This window comes from Roseomonas alba, from assembly GCF_019430885.1.
In the GTDB taxonomy this organism is placed as follows: domain Bacteria; phylum Pseudomonadota; class Alphaproteobacteria; order Acetobacterales; family Acetobacteraceae; genus Neoroseomonas; species Neoroseomonas alba.
In genome coordinates, this window is sequence record NZ_JAHYBZ010000007.1 from 333,708 (window position 1) to 349,301 (window position 15,594).

The window sequence follows — 15,594 nt, forward strand, 5'->3', positions numbered from 1 at the left end:
GATGGATGCGCTGCCCGGTGAGACGCCGCCGCCCGGCTGGGCCGTCGCGCCGCTCGGCGATCTGATCAAGGGCATCGAAGCCGGCAAGAACGTCGCCGCCATTGGTCGTCCGCCCGAGGATAGCGAAACCGGGATCGTGAAGGTGAGCGCCGTCACCTGGGGCGAGTTCGACGAGGACGAAAGCAAGGCGCTGCCGCCGGGCGCCGCAATCGATCCGGCGCATCTGATCCGTCCCGGCGACTTCCTCATCTCGCGCGCCAACACGATTGAGTTGGTCGGCGCCCCGGTCATCGTGAAGCAGTTCCGGCGCCGTCTGGTGCTGAGCGACAAGGTTCTGCGGCTGCGCGTCGTCGAGGGCTTCGATCGCTGGCTTGAGTTGTTCCTCAAGTCGCATTTCGGCCGTGTGCAGATCGAGCAGTATGCGACCGGCGCGCAGCTTTCGATGCGCAACATCTCGCAAGAGAACCTACGGCGCATCACCCTGCCGGTCCCGCCAGAGGCCGAACAGACCCGCATCGTCGCCGCGGTGAACGCGCTGTTCGAGGATGTGGAGGCCGGCGAAGCCGCGCTGGCGCGGGCGCGCGAGGGCCTGACGCAGTTCCGCGCAAGCCTCCTCCACGCCGCCTGCACCGGAGCCCTCACCGCCGACTGGCGCGCGGCGAACCCGACGAACGAGACGGGCGAGGATTTGCTCCATCAGTTGCTCGCGGCACGCAGCGAGGACAGCAGCCGGCGCGCGCGCGCCATTCTCGCGCCGGATGTTACCGATGAGGCACCGCTGCCATCAGGGTGGTGCTGGGCGTCGGTGGATCAGGTCACGAACTTCCTCGGAAATGGCCTCGCCCGAGCGCCGGACGGCGATACAACGGATCGACGCATTCTCCGCATTTCGGCGGTCCGTCCGCTCAAGGTGGATCACGCCGAGCATCGTTTCTACCGCCCCTTGCCAGCGGAGAACTTGGCCGGCGCCACGACGCAGCGGCACGATCTCCTGGTCACGCGCTACTCAGGCTCGGAGCAGTATGTCGGCGTCTGTGGTCTCGTGCGCTTTGATGAGCCGCTGCTGTTCCCCGACAAGGTGATGTGCGCACGTCCTCTGCCCGGTTTCAGCGATCTCGCCGAGTATCTGGAAGTGGCGCTGAATGCCGGGCCGAGCCGCGCATACATCGCCAGGAACATCAGGACGACTGCTGGTCAGAAGGGTATTGCGGGATCGTCCATTCGCGCATGCCCTGTCCCGCTTCCGCCTCGTCGCGAACTCGTCGCCATCGTCGCCGCAGTTCGCGAGGCACAGACCGATGCGACGGAATTGCCGGCGGATGAGTTCGCTGCGCGCCTCCGCCAATCCATCCTCCACGCCGCCTTCACCGGCCGCCTCGTCCCGCAGGACCCGGCCGACGAACCCGCCGCCGCCCTGCTCGCGCGCCTGCGCGCCGCCCCCGCCACCACGCGCCGCCCGCGCCAGCGCCGCGCCGCCGCGCCGCCCGACCTGATCGAGACGCCCGCATGAGCGAGACGGAGAACATCCTCACCGCGAAGGTCTGGAACCTCGCCCATGTGATGAACAATGCCGGCGTCGGCTCCGGCGACTATGTGGAGCAGGTCACCTACCTGCTCTTCCTCAAGCTCGATGCCGAGCGCGAGGAGGACGGCTTGCCCTCCCTCCTGCCCGAGGACTGCCGCTGGGCGCGCCTCGCCGCGCTCACGGGCCGCGAACTCGCGCAACACTACGCCCGCACGCTGGAAACGCTGGCCGCGCAGCCCGGCCTCGTCGGCACCATCTACACCCGCGCCCGCAACACCATCGAGGAACCGGCCCACCTGCACCGCCTGGTGCGCATGATCGGCGCCGAAACCTGGTCCGGCTTCGGCGTCGACGTAAAGGGCGCGATCTACGAAAGCCTGCTGGAGCGCACCGCCTCCGACACCAAGTCCGGCGCCGGCCAGTATTTCACCCCGCGCCCCGTCATCCAGGCCTGCGTCGAGGTGGTGGACCCGAAGCCCGGCCAGACCGTCTGCGACCCCGCCTGCGGCACCGCCGGCTTCCTCCTCGCCGCCTACGAGCACATGCGCCACAAGCCCGAGGCGCGCGACCGCGAGACGGGGCGGCGGATGCGGGAGGAAGGCTTCACCGGCTACGACATCGTCGCCGGCGTGGCGCGGCTCGCGGCGATGAACCTCTATTTGCACGGCCTCGGCCGCGCCGACACCACGCCGATCCACCGCGCCGATGCGCTGCTGGCCGACCCCGGCAAGCGGTGGGACGTGATCCTGACCAACCCGCCCTTCGGCCGCCGCCAGTCCATCCAGGTCTTCACCGGTGACGGCGAGGCCGAGACCGAGCGCGAGGACTACCAACGCCCCGACTTCGGCGTGACCACCGGCAACAAGCAGCTCAACTTCGTCCAGCACATCATGACCGTGCTGGCGCCGGGGGGCGTCGCCGCGGTGGTGCTGCCCGACAACGTGCTGTTCGAAGGCGGCACCGGCGAGCGCATCCGCCGTCGCCTGCTCGACGAGTTCGAGTGCCACACCCTGCTGCGCCTGCCGACCGGCATCTTCTACCGCCAGGGCGTGAAGGCGAACGTGCTGTTCTTCGAGGCCCGCCCGCGCCGCAAGGAACCCTGGAGCGAGGCGCTGTGGGTCTACGATCTGCGCACCAACAAGCGTTTCACCCTGAAGGAACGCCCGCTTCGCTATGCGGATATGGAGGAGTTCGTCGGCCTGGCGAAACTCTCCGACCGCACGAAGCGGCAGGAGACGGAGCGGTTCAAGCGCTTCACCTACGCCGAGCTCGCCGCGCGCGAGAAGCTGGACCTGAACCTGACTTGGCTGCGCGAGGACGGCACGACCGACCCGGCCTCGCTGCCGCCGCCGGCCGAAATCGCCGCCAGCATCGCCGACGACCTGGAAGCCGCCCTGGCACGCTTCCGGGCAGTCGCGGCCCGGCTTGGCTGATGGCGCCCGAGCCCGACACCGAGGATGCCGACAACGCCGCGCTGCTGCGGGATCTCTCGGCATTCCTGGCCGTCCAGAAATCCCTGACCACACCGATCCGGTGGGTCGAGGATGGCAGCTATCTCCGCTTCACCTCCACGCTCGATGTCGGGGAAGTGACGGACGACCGGGTTCGCTTGCTGGGCCGTGCGCATGCCGTGATGCCCGATCGCAGCGTGTCCCTCGTCCTCACCTGGCAGGCGGCCTCGGGTCGGCCGCAGCCTTTCGAGCGCTGCGAGTGGCGACCACACGACCGCCACACGAACAGGGCAATCGTGCCGAAACCGCATCGGCACCGGATCATCGAGACCAGTCATCGCCACCCGCTCGCGCTCAACGCACGCGTCTCGACCGGGCTGGCGGCGGCCATGGCCGAGAATCTGCCTGCGGCGGAGGCGCTCGACCCTGAACCTGCCGACTGGCCCGCCTTCGCGGCTGCCGCTGCTGCGGCCTGGCTCATTCCCGACCTTGTTCACGTGCCGCCCCCGCCATGGCAATATGACCTGCTGCCTTTCGCGGACAACATGCGACGGGGAGGGCGTGGCAGATGACGATCACAAGCTTCATTGCGAATGCCCCGGCGTCGTCCGGGCTGGACCAGATCGCGGCGGAGATCCTTCGCGGCCTCGCGAATGCCGAGGTCTTCGGCGGCCGGGCCTATCTTCGCACGCCGATGCTTCTGCCCTCGGGATCGTCCGTGGTGGTGGTCATCGAGCAGGAGGACACCGACCGCTACCGCATCACCGACCTCGGCCAGGGACACGATGAGGCTGAAACGCTCGGCTTCGCCCGGGTGTATCGGCGCCAGGCCGAGGAGATCGCGCGGCTGCAAGGCCTGATCGCCACGCACGGTACGCTGTGGCTCGGGGACCTCGCGCGTGACGAGTTGCCAGGCGCCGCGATGACGTTGGCGACCGCGGTTCTGCGCGCCTTCGAGCGAGCCATGGTCCGTTCCGCCGATCGCCGACCGCAGACCGCGGCGGATCGGCTGGTCGCGCGCCTGCATCGGCTGTTTCCTGACCGGCAGGTTCGCGGTGAGGTGGAGGTTCGCGGCGTCTCGACCCATGCGTGGCAGGTCGATGCCGCGGTGGAGATGGAGCGGGGGCTGGCGCTGTTCGACGTCGTGTCACCCGCGCCTGTGTCCGTGGCCTTCGCGGCAGCCAAGTTCCATGACATCGCATTGCTGGAGAACGCGCCTGCACGGATCGCGGTGGTGCGGCGGAAGGATGCGTTCGGGGATCTGCTTCCTGTTGTCGCCCAGGCGGCCAAGGTCGTGCAGGAGGATGCCTCCGACGCAACCTTCGAGCGCCTGGCAAAGGCGGCCTGAGGATCGGTGGCCCGCGCAGCCACGCCGGCATCACCTGGCGCAGGTGGCAGATTGTCGGATCACGCGGGCTGTGTAGCCCGCGAGATGCCAATCATCCTGTGCTGCTGCTGCCACTCAGCAGGCACTGCTTCGACAAGGCGGGAGGCCGCAGATTGGGAGATGGCGCCTCCGCCGAGGAGATGCTCGACCAAGTCGGGCGCGACGAGCGCCAGGCGGAGGATACGGCCTAGATATCCTCGGTCGATGTTCTCTGCCGCCGCCATTTCGGTGATCGAGCCGTAGCGCCCTTCGTCGAGCAGCCGCTGGTACCGGAACGCCCGCGCCAATGCCTTGATCAGTGCCGGGTCGGCGCGCGTCAAGATGGCGGCCTCGCCGTCGTCGCGGACCGGCATCACCACCGTCTTCCTTCCCGACCGCCGCCGGATCTTCAGCGGCACCCGGACCGTGATGCTGGTGGCGGCGGTCATGCGGCGGCCCTCAGCGCGTCGGGCGCGATGGCGCCGAGATCCCTGACCAACCCCGCCAGCCCCTCGACGCGTAGGCGAATGTCGGCGCCGGCAGGCCCGACCACCACCCGCTCGACCAGCGCGCGCACGATCCGCGCCTGCTCGGCGGGGAACAGTTCCTCCCAGAGCGGGTCGAGCCGGTGCAGCGCGTCCCGGACCTCGCGCTCGGTCAGGTTTGGAGCCTCGCGTCGAGCGGCTAGCCAGGTGCCGACCACGATCTCCGGCTGTCGAAGCAGGGCGCGGACCTGGCTAATCACCGCGCCCTCGATCTGCGCCGCCGAGACGCGCCGTACGATGCTGTCGTCGACGGCTGTGTCCGCCTTCAGCACGCGCTGAGCGACGTAGTATCGATAGCGCCGGCCATTCTTCACCGCGTGCGTCGGGGATAGCGCCCTTCCGTCCATCCCAAAGATCAACCCCTTTAGCAGCGCCGGTGCGTGCTGCCGGTTCTGCGCGGCCCTGGTGCGCGGGCTGACCTGCAGGATGGCGTGCGCTCGATCCCACAGATCCCGCGGCACGATGGCCTCGTGCTCGCCACGATAGACGTTCCCTTTGTGCGTGACCTCGCCGACGTAGGTCCGCAGGTTCAGCGCCTTGTAGACGTCGCCCTTATCAAGGAGCTTGCCGGATCTGCTGGCGATGCCTTCGGCCTGCAGGCGGTGCACCGTCTCCACGCCCGAGCCGGTTTCGACGAACAACTCGAACACGCGGCGGACGCGCACAGCCTCTGGCTCGCTCACGATCAGCTTCCGGTCGACGACGTCGTAGCCAAGCGGCACCTTGCCGCCCATCCACATGCCGCGCGCCTTCGACGCAGCCACTTTGTCGCGGATGCGCTCGCCGATGATCTCCCTTTCATACTGCGCGAAACTCAGCAGGATGTTCAGCGTCAGCCGACCCATCGACGTCGTCGTGTTGAACGACTGCGTGACGGAAACGAAGGTTACGCCATGCGCGTCCATCACCTCCACCAGCTTGGCGAAATCCATCAGCGAGCGGGACAGGCGGTCGATCTTGTAGACCACGATGACGTCGACCAAGTCGGCCTGGATGTCGCGCAGCAGACGTTGCAGCGCCGGCCGCTCCAGCGTGCCGCCAGAGAACCCGCCATCGTCATAGCGGTCTCTAACCAGGGTCCACCCTTCCGCCCGCTGGCTGGCGACATAGGCTTCACAGGACTCGCGCTGCGCATCGAGCGTGTTGAACTCCTTGTCGAGCCCCTCGTCGGTGGACTTGCGGGTGTAGACCGCGCAGCGCAGCTTCTTCGTGGTCGCCGGCATCACCTCGTCGGCAGGAGGCTTCCTCCGGCTCATGCGCCACCGCCCGGCTGGCGCAGCCCAAAGAACGCCCAACCATTCCACCGCGTGCCGGTGATGTGCCGCGCGATGGCGGAGAGGGAGCGATACGGCCGCCCCTCGTACTCGAAGTCATCGGCCCGGACGGTGACGACATGCTGCACGCCGTCATGCTCACGGATCAGCCGCGTGCCCGGCAGCGGCCGGCTGTCGGCGCGGATCCGCCGGAGCACCACGTTCCCGCCGTCCAGCTGCTCGCCCAGCGCCTCGAGCCGCGCCCGGGTCTCCGGCTTCAGCCCGCCGTAGGCGAGTTCCTGGATGCGATAGGCCAGCCGACTGGTGATGTAGCTGCGGCTGAACGGTGGCGGCTCCTTCCCGAACAACTCCCGCCACTGCTGCTTCAGCTGGGCGATCGGTGCCGTCTTGAGGGCAGCCAGTCGCGGTAGCACCTGCGCCGGTGGGACCTTCGGGATGGTGGGCGCCGGCGGCGCAGCATCGTGCTGCCTCGCCTTCGCGGTCGATCGTCTGGTCATGCGACTCCCTTTCTCCTGGGGTTCGCATGACGGCGCTGCCTGGCGGTGGAGGGTAGGCGAATGTCTCCGCGAGCCTCAACCTGCGCGGCATCACGAGCGAGATCCTCGGCAGCGCGGCTGCACAGCCGCAGCAGGCCACGCGCGAGCAGATCACAGACCTCGCGGAGGTGGGGGTTTGGTGGGGCGGGGCGGCATGGAGCCGCGAGTAGGGCTGGCATGCCGCACATCCAGCCTCGGGCCGCCCCCTCTTGCTACCTGCGATGCGGTCCGGGCTGGCCGCGGGGCGGTGGGTTGAACCCTTCACCCCTCTTAATGTTCCCATTATGTTCGCCGCCGACCTCCACCATCATTGACCTCACAGGACCCCACCGATGCTGATCGAGACCCTGGATCGGACCCTTTGGACCTTGGACGACGCGCAAGGTCACGTGGCCGCGCAGCTCATCGCGTACATCTCAGCCGATCCGGAACGACTGGCGAAGGCGATTCGACCGCAAGTGCATTGGCAGCCACCGAAGGATCTCGGCCCGGTCGCGCGGGACGCTGCGTGGGACGAGATCCAAGTGGCACTGCGCGATGGTGACCTCCACGCCACCGGGCGCCTGTCGACTGAGCGTGCCGCATCCTGGCATTCTGAGAATGACGGCTGGCGCTACCATTCGGGTCGCCACAGCAGCATCGCGCCGGAGCAATGGCGTGCCGGGCAGCGTAGTGGGCGCAACGACGCGCTGAACCTGCTGGACGGGCACTTCATCGACATCCGCGTGCCGCGCTTCATGGTGCTGGCGATCTGGCCGGTCGTCGAACCGCCGCAGCCAGCCCCCGCGATGGATCCGGCAACCGGTGCGCCATATCGCACGCCGTACATGGACCTGCTCGACCGCGCCGTCGCCGAGAACGGCATCAATGCGCGCGTGCAGGGCAAGAAGGAATTGCTGGCCGACTGGTTCCGTGAGCAGACGGTCGAGGGCGAGGCGGTGTCGCAGAACCTGGCGGATGCGATGGCGACGCTGATCCGTCTGCCGTCCTCGCAGCGCGGGGGTGCCAAGCGCGGCTGGTGACGCCGCGCCGCGTCCTGACCTGAACGGTTGAGCCCTTCGAGCGGCGCGGAGCCGGACCCGCTCCGACGCAGCGCGAGCGGATCACGCATGTCTTTTTACCGGCCTCCCCACGCCATGGAGGCCGGATGTCGATTCGCCCAGCACGCCGACCAGACGCACGCGGTGCCCGATGAGCGGCGCCGGCGCGAAGGACGTCGTCGCGGCGCTGACCGCGCGCATCGGCGATCTCGCCCGCGAGCTGCTCGGCGAGCCGAACCGCGAGCTGTCGACGCCACGGCAGCTGCGCTTCGGCACGCATGGCAGCATCGCGGTCGAGCTCGAGGGCGACGACGCCGGGCGCTGGTTCGACCATGAGCACGGCATCGGCGGCGCCGCCATCGAACTGCTCCGGCACCGGCGCGGGCTCAGCAACGGCGCCGCGCTCGACTGGTCCCGCCAGTGGCTCGGGATGCGGGCGGCTCCGCGCCGGAAGAAGGCTGATCACGCACCAGCACCAACCCCGTCGCCATCCGATCCCGACGAAACGGCACTGCCAGCGGCCGATACGGACGCGGCCTCGTCCGATCCATCCTCGTCAGATCCAGCCCCGACGGCGGACAACGCGCTGGGACCGCCACCATGGCAGGATCGGCCCTTGTCGTCCGCTACGAAGAAGGCGGCCGAGGATGCGAAGCGGGCCGCGAAAGTCGCTGAGATCGTCGCCGGCTGCGAGGACGCGGCTGGCACGCGGGTCGAGACCTACCTGCGCCGGCGCGCGATCATCGCCTCGCCGCTCCCACCATGCATCCGGTTCCTGCCGAACGCCTACAACCACTACGGCGCGCTCGTTGCGCTGGCGACGGATCCCGAGGGGCAGGTTCACGGCCTGCAGCTGATCTACCTCACCGAGGACGGCCGCAAGGCGCCGCTGAAGATCCAGAAGCGCACCAACAAGGCGCATGACGGTTGGGCTGATGTCGCCGCCGTGCGCATCCCCGGCACCGCGCCAGTGGTGCTCTGCGAAGGCGTCGAGACGGCGCTTTCCGTCTGGCAGGCCACCGGCCAGGAGAGCTGGGCCTGCCTCGGCATCAGCAACATCGCCCGCGCGCCCCTGTCAGACGGCGCACCCGTCCTCGTCGCGCGCGACGGCGACGAGCCGAACAGCAAGGCCGACCAGCAGCTCCGCCAGGCCGTCACCGTGCTCCGGGCCCGCGGGCACGAGGTGACCGTCGCCGAGCCGCCACCCGGGCAGGACTTCAACGACGTCCTGCAATCGGACGGCGCGGACGCCGTGCGGATGCTGATCGCCGCGTCCAGGCCCGCCGCAGCCTTCTCCAACGAATGGCGCAAGGAACTGCTGCTCAACGAGGACGGTGAGCCCCGGCCCGTCCTGGCGAACGCCATCACCGCCCTGCGCGGTGCGCCGCAATGGCAGGGCGTGCTGTGGCACGACGCCTTCGCCACGACCACCGTCGCGCGCAAGCCGCCGCCCTGGGTTCGGGATCCGGCGGGCTGGTCCGACACGCCCTGGGCCGACCGCGACGACGCCCTCGTCGCCGACTGGCTGCAGCACCAGGACATCATGGTGCCGATGTCCATCGCGGGGCAGGCGGTCGAGGTCGTGGCGCGCGACCGGATCTTCCATCCCGTCCGCGAGCACCTCGATGGGCTGTCCTGGGACGGCACGCCCCGCCTCGAGGCCTGGCTGCTCCGCTATCTCGGCGCCGAGGACAACGCCTATCACCGCGCCGTGGGCCCGCGCTGGCTCATCTCCGCCGTCGCACGCATCTACGTGCCCGGCTGCAAGGCCGACTGCGCGCTGATCCTCGAAGGGCCGCAGGGGATCCGCAAGTCCTCGGCGCTGATGGCCCTCGCCGCGCCCTGGTTCACCGACCGCCTCTCCGACCTCTCCAGCAAGGATGCAGCGATGGAGACGCGCGGCGTCTGGATCATCGAGATCGCCGAGCTCGACACCATGGGCCGCGCCGAGGTGAGCACGGTCAAGGCCTTCATGTCGCGCACCCAGGACCGCTTTCGGCCGCCCTACGGCAAGCGGCTGGTCGACCTGCCGCGGCAATGCGTCTTTGCCGGCAGCGTCAATCCGGAGGGCGGCTATCTGAAGGACCCGACCGGCGGCCGACGCTTCTGGCCGGTGGTCTGCACCAGCATCGACCTCGATGCGCTGCGCCGTGACCGGGATCAGCTCTGGGCCGAGGCGCGCGATCGCTTTCGTCGCGGCGAGCCTTGGTGGCTCGAGACGCAGGAGCTCGATGCACTGGCGGCCGAGGAGCAGGCGGAACGCTACCAGGGCGATGCCTGGGACGAGCCGATCCAGGCCTATCTCGAGAACGAGATCGAGTGGCTGGAGAACGGCTTCGGCGAGCGCAACCCGTTCCGCCGGCCGCGCCCGGCACCGCTGCAGGACGTCTCCGTCGCCGAGGTGATGGAGCGGGCGCTCGGCATCGAGAAGGCGCGCTGGACGCAGGTGGATCAGAACCGCGTCGTCCGCAGCCTGGTCAGCATGGGTTTCAAGCTGTGCCGCGCCCGCAAGGGCGGGCACGGCCCGAAGGGCAAGCGCGAACGCCGGTATCGGCGCACGCCTTCGTCGGCGGTGCCGAAATGAGCGCCGCGGCCTCGGTTGGGTCCGGGTCTGCCGCCCCGGGTCCGGGTATGGGTCCGGGTCCGTGGCTGTCCGGAAAGCCGCGGAATACCTGGATGGGTCCGGGTGGGTCCGGGTGGTCCGGGTCTGTCGTGTTCTCTTTCGTACCAGGCCCCCTACGCATCACGTGCATCGCGCGCGTCACGCGTGATGCGCGCATAGTGGGGTATAGGAAGAGTAAGGGAACGACCCGGACCTACCCGGACCACCCGGACCCATGGCGGATTTCTGCGGTTTTTTCGCCACGCAGACCCGGACCCAACCCGGACCCAGACCTGGACCCACCCGGACCCATCGTTCCGACGCGGCCGCGTGCGGCTGGCCATGCGCCCTCCGTGACACCGCGTGCCCGCGGGCCACCATGCCACTGCGACCGCCGGCTGCTCTCCATCAGGATCCAAAGGACACCGATCGTGAAGAACGACACCATCACCACTTATCTGCACGGCGAGATCATCGAGGCGCAGAAGCCCGAATGGATCGGGCGTGCGAAGACGGTCTGCAACGGCGGGGGGATCCCGTGGCACGCCGCGCTGACCAAGGTTCTGAACTTCCTGCCTTTCATCGACCACATCGGTCCGGATCATCTGGACGGCATGCAGGTCCTCGCCTGGGTCATCCCCGAAGGTGGTGGGCACTACGTCGAGTTCTGCACGCCGCATCACATCCTCGAAGCCGTGTGGGTGCCGGAGAAGGCCGAATGGCTGCCGTTCCGAACGAAGCACGTCCTTCCGTTCCTGCGGGCGCATGCAGCGATCGCGACCGCCAACAGCATCGAGCGCCTCGTGCAACATTTTTGCCCGGCTCCCGTAGACCGGTCGTCGGATCGGGTCACGCCTCGACCGGATCACCCGTCGCTGCCCGCTGCGCTCCGGCGGGCTGCTCGTGCGGCAAGCGGAGCGTGAGGCCCATGCGCACCGATGGCACGCAGCCGTGGCCGACCTCAGCAGTGGCGGGTGGCTCCCGGCCTCCGCGCTCCTCACTCGAGTGCGCACGGAGCCCGACCTCCGCTGCGGAGATCGACGCCATGCAACGCCGGGCGTGGCACGAGCAGGGCCTGGCCATGCTGCCGGTGGATGAGATCGCGGATCCGACGGTGCGCCAGGCGATCGCCAACGAGGCAGCCAGGCGCTGGGGGCGACGCAACGGAGGCAGGGTGCATGGCCGCTAAGGGAAAGGCGCGCGCGAAGCAGAAGCCGGAGGATCTGTCCCGGCCGTCGAAATGGCGCCTGCAGCATGGTGGCTTCGGCGAGGCCGTCCGCGAGGCCGACCCGGAGACGGGGACGCCCGTGCAGCATCGCCGCGCGGTCGACACGCTCGGCGCCATGCTGGCCAACGGCACGATCTCTCCGGAGATGCACGAGGCCGGCTGCGTGTTCCGGACGCAGTTCCGATCCGCGGCGCTCGACGGCGTGCGGACGACGCAGCTCATCCGCATGCCGAAGGGCGCGGGCGCCACGCTGACGGAGCGACAGGTCGCGGCGCGCGACAAGGTAGCAACCGCTCTCGATGCGCTGGGCGGACCAGGGAGCCCGGGCGGCTCGGCGGCGTGGCACGTGCTCGGGCTTGAGTGCTCGATCCGTGAATGGGCCATGTCGCAGGGCTGGCAGGGGAAGCCGATCGCGCCCGCCCAGGCGCAGGGGATGTTCACCGCCGCGCTCTCGGTCCTGGCGGTACACTACGGTCTCGTGCGGAGGATGCGCGAGGCGGCGTAGCGTCGGACGCTGGCGGTGTCGCGCGCACCGCCAGCACCGCGCTTCGAGGTGCTGCACAGCAGTAGCGGAGCGGAAACCAGTCGGGGTAAGTTGTCGCTACGTTGAGAAGCTGTGCCGGCCTCGGCTTCGAGGCCCTGGTTCCTTCCTGGGACCGGCGTATGCGGGGAGCAGCAGCGCGCGACTTCGCTAGCGACAGGTGAAAATTCAGGTTGCCAGGTTGCCAGGTTGCCACGCGAGCATCGGGGCGGAACGGCAGCGACCGAGCCGGGGTCCCACCGTCACACCGAGGTGAAGATACATGCCGCAGCGCGTGACCTCGGCTCGGGAAGTCGCCCGACGCCTCGGCGTGTCGCACACGGCCATCCAGAAGGCAGCGCAGATTGGACGCATCACGCAGGAGCCGGATGGCACCTGGGACCTCGCGCGCGTCGCGCGCGATCTCGCTGCATCCGCTCGCCCGATTCGCTCGCCCCTGTCGCCGCCGCTAGAGAGCTCAGCCCTCGGCCGGCTGACGCTCGCCCGTCTTGCCCTGCTGGTCGAGGCGCAGCGTCTTGCTCTGGATCGCGACAAGGGGAGGCTGATGGAGGTGAACGCTGCCAATGCACGCATCGACGATATCGCCGGCGCGATGCGCGACGCGTTGTTGAACTGGCCCGCCCGCGTGTCTGGACAGATCGCCGCGCAGATCGGCCGCGATCCGCATCTCGTCCAGACCCTGCTGCAGGAGCAGATCGGCGTGCTGCTCGCCAGCATGGCGGAGCGCCTTGATCCTCCGCCCGATGACGGGCTGCGCGACGGTCATGATGTGATCCGGCACCCGTCATAATCGCCATAGAATGACGCTGCATCTCGCTTGGCTCGCGCGCGGCACAGCGCGAATGGTCCGTTGCGCGCAGGGGATGCCCTGCATCACGACGGAGACAATGATGACCGACCGCGGAGCCCACGCCGCCCGAAGCCAGCAGAAGAGCCTCGAAGCCTTTCTGCAACAGAAGGCCCGCTTCGACGCGATGGTCGCCGAACTGCAGCAGATGAGCGCGGACCACTTCGGGGCGGATCCGGAGGATGTTCTCTGGGGCAAGGCCGCGACGCTGGGACACTGGAACAGCCGGCTGGCGAGCGTGACGGACTGCTACTTCGAGCGCGACGAATTCGCCGAGTAGCACGCGCCGCATCCCGCCGCGGCCCCGACCGGCAGCGCCGGCGGGGCTCCCGGCAGTAGGGGCCGATGTTCGGCACCCGACCCCGGAGACCATCACGATGACGAAGCTTTCCGACACCCAGCGCGTGATCCTGAGCGCTGCCGCGCAGCACGAGATGGGCCTCGCTCGCGCGCCGAAGACCCTGCCGGCCGCCGCCCGCAACGCGGTGTTCCGCAGCCTGATCAAGGCCCACCTGCTCACCGAGATCAACGCCCCGCGGGAGCATGTCGGGCTCGGCTGGCGCCAGGATGAGGACGGGATCTGGATCGTCGCGCGCATCACCGACGACGGGCTGCGCGCCATCGGCATCGACCCGAGCGAGGGCGACGCGGGGGCCGGCGAGCCCGACTGCTCGGGCATTGAGAGCAGCATGCCCGACACGGCGCCCACGGGCGCGGACGCCGCTGCCGAGGGGGTTGCCCCCGCGGAGGAAGCCGAACCCGCCCACGTCGCGCCCACGCCCGCCGCGCGCGCGAGCCTGCGCAACGCCGCCGCGGCGGTGCTGGCCGCCTGGCAGGACGAGGCCAATCGCGAGACGGACATGATCTCCGCCCTCGACGGCCCGATGGGCGTCCTACGCGCCGCCCTGGCAGGCAAGCCGCCGCGCGCCGCCCGCGAGCCCGGTGCGGCGCGCAGGCCGCGCGAGGGCACGAAGCAAGAGGCAGTGCTCGCCCTGCTCCGTCGCGAGGAGGGTACGACCATCGCGCAGATCTGCGAGGCGACCGGCTGGCAGCAGCACACGGTCCGCGGCTTCTTCGCGGGCCTGAAGAAGCGCCACGGGATCGAGGTGCAGGTTCTTGAGCGCATCCGCCAGGTCGGCCCCAACACGGAAGGCGCGCGCGGAAGCTACACGATCTATAGAGTAGTGGGCTGACCCGCGCGCGATTGGATCAGGACGCGCCGCTGAGGCGACGCGAGCCCTGATGATTCGCGACCACGATTCCAACCTCCTCATTTGCCCGCGCGCAGATCGACGCTCCCTGCGGCTGACGCCAGCAATGGGGAGGGGGGATCGAATCTTTGGCACTTTGGGGGAGCCATCCGCGGGAGGGGGCACGCAGGGATTATTCCCGCCTAAAAAAGAGCCTTCGGATTCATCGAGCCCGGCCGGCCGATGCGGCCGAACGGCGCTTGCGAGACGCGCGGCTGGTCCGGGACAGGTGCCTTCAACTGAACGCGGCGGCTCGGGCCGATGATCCGCCGCCGTTCAATTTATCTCGCCTGCACCCAACATCAGCCGAGCTGATATTGGCGCCTCACGCTATGGATAGCGGCCGTACCCCAACGGCGTTCACGCGACTTCGCCGCAGCCAACGCACAAGCCCACAGACCGGATGAAGCCCACGGAGCGATCCGATCGTGCCGCGGCTCACGGCCTCATGGCTGGCGTGTTGTCGAGAACGGCCTCAAGCGTCGAAGCCCGGCCTATGTCACCGACCAGGTCCGCAAAGCCCTCCCGTCGCAGAAGGTCGCGCACGGCGCCGTGCGCCCCTATCACGGCCAGGCGTGCGCCTCGGCGCTCCACCTCGGCATGCAGCTTCCGCAGCATCGCCGTGGCCGCGAGGTCGAGATAGGGCGCGGCGGAGAGGTCGCAGACCACAAGGCGCTGCGTGGCGGGGCCCGCGGCGCCGAACCGCGCGATGACGGCATCGAGCACAGCCTCCGCATTGACGTAGAGCAGCGATCCTTCCGGGCGGAAGGCGATGACCCCCGGGATCGGCTCGTTCTCCGGGTGGCGCGCCATGTCGCTGTACCGCGTCGTGCCCGGCACGCGGCCGAGGAACGCCACATGCGGCCGGCTCGTCCGCACCAGCATGATCAGCACGGACACCAGTGCCGCGAGCAGGATGCCCTGCAGGATCCCGAACAGCAGTACGCCCGCCAGCGCGACCGCAGCGGCCGCGAAATCGGGCCGGCTGACGCGCCACAGGCGGATCAGCGCCGGAATGTCGATCAGGCCGGCCACGGCCGTCAGCACGACCGCCGCCAGCACCGCCTTCGGCAGGTTCGCGAACAGCCCGGTCAGGAACAGCAGGCAAAGGCCGAGCGCCACGGAAGCAAGGATCAGCGTGAGCGGCGTGCGCGATCCCGCCTTCTCCGCCACGGCGGATTGCGACAGCGCCGGCAACTGGGTCATGGCGATGGTAATGCCCGCGCCGGCCTTGAAGCCGACCAGGATGCTGTCGCTGATCAACTTGGTCAGCACGCTCAACCGCAGCGTCCAACCGCAGCAACGGGAGAAGCGCTAAGCGGAGACAGCCTCGCCCGACCTGTGCTTGCGTGGCATCTGGCTGAGGTGGACCCAGATGGTTCTCAACCT

16 protein-coding genes are annotated in these 15,594 nt (G+C 69.1%); 12 read left to right on the plus strand and 4 right to left on the minus strand.

Features of this window, described 5'->3' with window-relative positions; all coding sequences use genetic code 11:
* Nucleotide 1 precedes the first annotated feature (1 nt).
* The 4 genes from KPL78_RS20770 to KPL78_RS20785 are packed head-to-tail and all read left to right on the plus strand — an operon-like array spanning nucleotide 2 to nucleotide 4,324.
* A complete protein-coding gene (locus tag KPL78_RS20770; protein WP_219764906.1) occupies nucleotides 2–1,510 on the plus strand; it encodes a restriction endonuclease subunit S in 1,509 nt (502 codons plus the stop codon).
* Nucleotides 1,507–2,958 (plus strand): type I restriction-modification system subunit M, encoded by a 1,452-nt coding sequence (locus tag KPL78_RS20775; RefSeq protein ID WP_219764907.1) that lies wholly within the window; start codon nucleotides 1,507–1,509, stop codon nucleotides 2,956–2,958. Before KPL78_RS20770 ends, KPL78_RS20775 begins: the two co-directional genes overlap by 4 nt.
* The gene (locus tag KPL78_RS20780) at nucleotides 2,958–3,548 is read left to right on the plus strand and encodes a hypothetical protein (protein WP_219764908.1); all 591 of its coding nucleotides are present in this window, start codon (nucleotides 2,958–2,960) and stop codon (nucleotides 3,546–3,548) included. The genes KPL78_RS20775 and KPL78_RS20780 overlap by 1 nt, the downstream gene beginning before the upstream one ends.
* Nucleotides 3,545–4,324: a DUF1828 domain-containing protein gene (locus tag KPL78_RS20785; RefSeq protein ID WP_219764909.1), complete on the plus strand. Its 780-nt coding sequence runs from the start codon at nucleotides 3,545–3,547 to the stop codon at nucleotides 4,322–4,324. Before KPL78_RS20780 ends, KPL78_RS20785 begins: the two co-directional genes overlap by 4 nt.
* 59 nt (nucleotides 4,325–4,383) lie before the next feature.
* On the opposite strand, the gene KPL78_RS20790 is transcribed toward KPL78_RS20785, so the two are convergent.
* From KPL78_RS20790 to KPL78_RS20800, 3 genes are read right to left on the minus strand one after another with little or no spacing between them, the layout of a single operon-like run.
* On the minus strand, nucleotides 4,384–4,791 hold the full coding sequence (locus KPL78_RS20790) for a hypothetical protein (RefSeq protein ID WP_219764910.1): 408 nt from the start codon (nucleotides 4,789–4,791) through the stop codon (nucleotides 4,384–4,386).
* Entirely contained in the window at nucleotides 4,788–6,143 is a 1,356-nt protein-coding gene (locus KPL78_RS20795) for a recombinase family protein (RefSeq protein ID WP_219764911.1), read from the minus strand. The genes KPL78_RS20790 and KPL78_RS20795 overlap by 4 nt, the downstream gene beginning before the upstream one ends.
* Nucleotides 6,140–6,658 carry a DUF2924 domain-containing protein gene (locus KPL78_RS20800; RefSeq protein WP_219764912.1) on the minus strand — a complete coding sequence of 173 codons (519 nt, stop codon included), beginning with the start codon at nucleotides 6,656–6,658 and terminating at the stop codon, nucleotides 6,140–6,142. The genes KPL78_RS20795 and KPL78_RS20800 overlap by 4 nt, the downstream gene beginning before the upstream one ends.
* 371 nt (nucleotides 6,659–7,029) lie before the next feature.
* Between KPL78_RS20800 and KPL78_RS20805 the strand changes: the two genes are divergently transcribed.
* The 8 genes from KPL78_RS20805 (at nucleotide 7,030) to KPL78_RS30350 (ending at nucleotide 14,148) form a co-directional block, all read left to right on the plus strand.
* Nucleotides 7,030–7,719 carry a hypothetical protein gene (locus KPL78_RS20805; RefSeq protein WP_160119839.1) on the plus strand — a complete coding sequence of 230 codons (690 nt, stop codon included), beginning with the start codon at nucleotides 7,030–7,032 and terminating at the stop codon, nucleotides 7,717–7,719.
* Nucleotides 7,720–7,888: 169 nt separating this feature from the next.
* Nucleotides 7,889–10,321 (plus strand): virulence-associated E family protein, encoded by a 2,433-nt coding sequence (locus KPL78_RS20810; protein WP_219764913.1) that lies wholly within the window; start codon nucleotides 7,889–7,891, stop codon nucleotides 10,319–10,321.
* A gap of 449 nt (nucleotides 10,322–10,770) precedes the next feature.
* Nucleotides 10,771–11,262 (plus strand): hypothetical protein, encoded by a 492-nt coding sequence (locus tag KPL78_RS20815; protein ID WP_219764914.1) that lies wholly within the window; start codon nucleotides 10,771–10,773, stop codon nucleotides 11,260–11,262.
* Nucleotides 11,263–11,384: 122 nt separating this feature from the next.
* A complete protein-coding gene (locus KPL78_RS30345; RefSeq protein ID WP_255569253.1) occupies nucleotides 11,385–11,528 on the plus strand; it encodes a hypothetical protein in 144 nt (47 codons plus the stop codon).
* Complete coding sequence (locus tag KPL78_RS20825) at nucleotides 11,518–12,072, plus strand: hypothetical protein (protein ID WP_219764915.1); 555 nt, start codon at nucleotides 11,518–11,520, stop codon at nucleotides 12,070–12,072. Before KPL78_RS30345 ends, KPL78_RS20825 begins: the two co-directional genes overlap by 11 nt.
* A 298-nt stretch (nucleotides 12,073–12,370) precedes the next feature.
* Nucleotides 12,371–12,898 (plus strand): hypothetical protein, encoded by a 528-nt coding sequence (locus KPL78_RS20830; RefSeq protein WP_219764916.1) that lies wholly within the window; start codon nucleotides 12,371–12,373, stop codon nucleotides 12,896–12,898.
* Nucleotides 12,899–12,998: 100 nt separating this feature from the next.
* Nucleotides 12,999–13,235, plus strand: a complete 237-nt coding sequence (locus KPL78_RS20835) for a hypothetical protein (protein WP_219764917.1) — start codon at nucleotides 12,999–13,001, stop codon at nucleotides 13,233–13,235.
* 97 nt (nucleotides 13,236–13,332) lie between these two features.
* Nucleotides 13,333–14,148 carry a DUF3489 domain-containing protein gene (locus KPL78_RS30350; RefSeq protein WP_255569254.1) on the plus strand — a complete coding sequence of 272 codons (816 nt, stop codon included), beginning with the start codon at nucleotides 13,333–13,335 and terminating at the stop codon, nucleotides 14,146–14,148.
* A 495-nt stretch (nucleotides 14,149–14,643) separates the two neighbouring features.
* Here the strand turns inward: KPL78_RS30350 and KPL78_RS20845 are convergent, their stop codons facing one another.
* The gene (locus KPL78_RS20845) at nucleotides 14,644–15,492 is read right to left on the minus strand and encodes a SulP family inorganic anion transporter (RefSeq protein ID WP_338148311.1); all 849 of its coding nucleotides are present in this window, start codon (nucleotides 15,490–15,492) and stop codon (nucleotides 14,644–14,646) included.
* Between the last annotated feature and the right edge of the window lie 102 nt (nucleotides 15,493–15,594).

Excerpts from the sequence above, each read along its gene's own strand:
- KPL78_RS20775 (WP_219764907.1), top strand. The coding sequence starts at position 1,507 with ATGAGCGAGACGGAGAACATCCTCACCGCGAAGGTCTGGAACCTCGCC.
- KPL78_RS20795 (WP_219764911.1), bottom strand. The coding sequence starts at position 6,143 with ATGAGCCGGAGGAAGCCTCCTGCCGACGAGGTGATGCCGGCGACCACG.
- KPL78_RS30350 (WP_255569254.1), top strand. The coding sequence starts at position 13,333 with ATGACGAAGCTTTCCGACACCCAGCGCGTGATCCTGAGCGCTGCCGCG.
- KPL78_RS30345 (WP_255569253.1), top strand. The coding sequence starts at position 11,385 with ATGCAACGCCGGGCGTGGCACGAGCAGGGCCTGGCCATGCTGCCGGTG.
- KPL78_RS20835 (WP_219764917.1), top strand. The coding sequence starts at position 12,999 with ATGACCGACCGCGGAGCCCACGCCGCCCGAAGCCAGCAGAAGAGCCTC.
- KPL78_RS20800 (WP_219764912.1), bottom strand. The coding sequence starts at position 6,658 with ATGACCAGACGATCGACCGCGAAGGCGAGGCAGCACGATGCTGCGCCG.
- KPL78_RS20770 (WP_219764906.1), top strand. The coding sequence starts at position 2 with ATGGATGCGCTGCCCGGTGAGACGCCGCCGCCCGGCTGGGCCGTCGCG.
- KPL78_RS20790 (WP_219764910.1), bottom strand. The coding sequence starts at position 4,791 with ATGACCGCCGCCACCAGCATCACGGTCCGGGTGCCGCTGAAGATCCGG.
- KPL78_RS20830 (WP_219764916.1), top strand. The coding sequence starts at position 12,371 with ATGCCGCAGCGCGTGACCTCGGCTCGGGAAGTCGCCCGACGCCTCGGC.
- KPL78_RS20805 (WP_160119839.1), top strand. The coding sequence starts at position 7,030 with ATGCTGATCGAGACCCTGGATCGGACCCTTTGGACCTTGGACGACGCG.
- KPL78_RS20780 (WP_219764908.1), top strand. The coding sequence starts at position 2,958 with ATGGCGCCCGAGCCCGACACCGAGGATGCCGACAACGCCGCGCTGCTG.
- KPL78_RS20825 (WP_219764915.1), top strand. The coding sequence starts at position 11,518 with ATGGCCGCTAAGGGAAAGGCGCGCGCGAAGCAGAAGCCGGAGGATCTG.
- KPL78_RS20810 (WP_219764913.1), top strand. The coding sequence starts at position 7,889 with ATGAGCGGCGCCGGCGCGAAGGACGTCGTCGCGGCGCTGACCGCGCGC.
- KPL78_RS20785 (WP_219764909.1), top strand. The coding sequence starts at position 3,545 with ATGACGATCACAAGCTTCATTGCGAATGCCCCGGCGTCGTCCGGGCTG.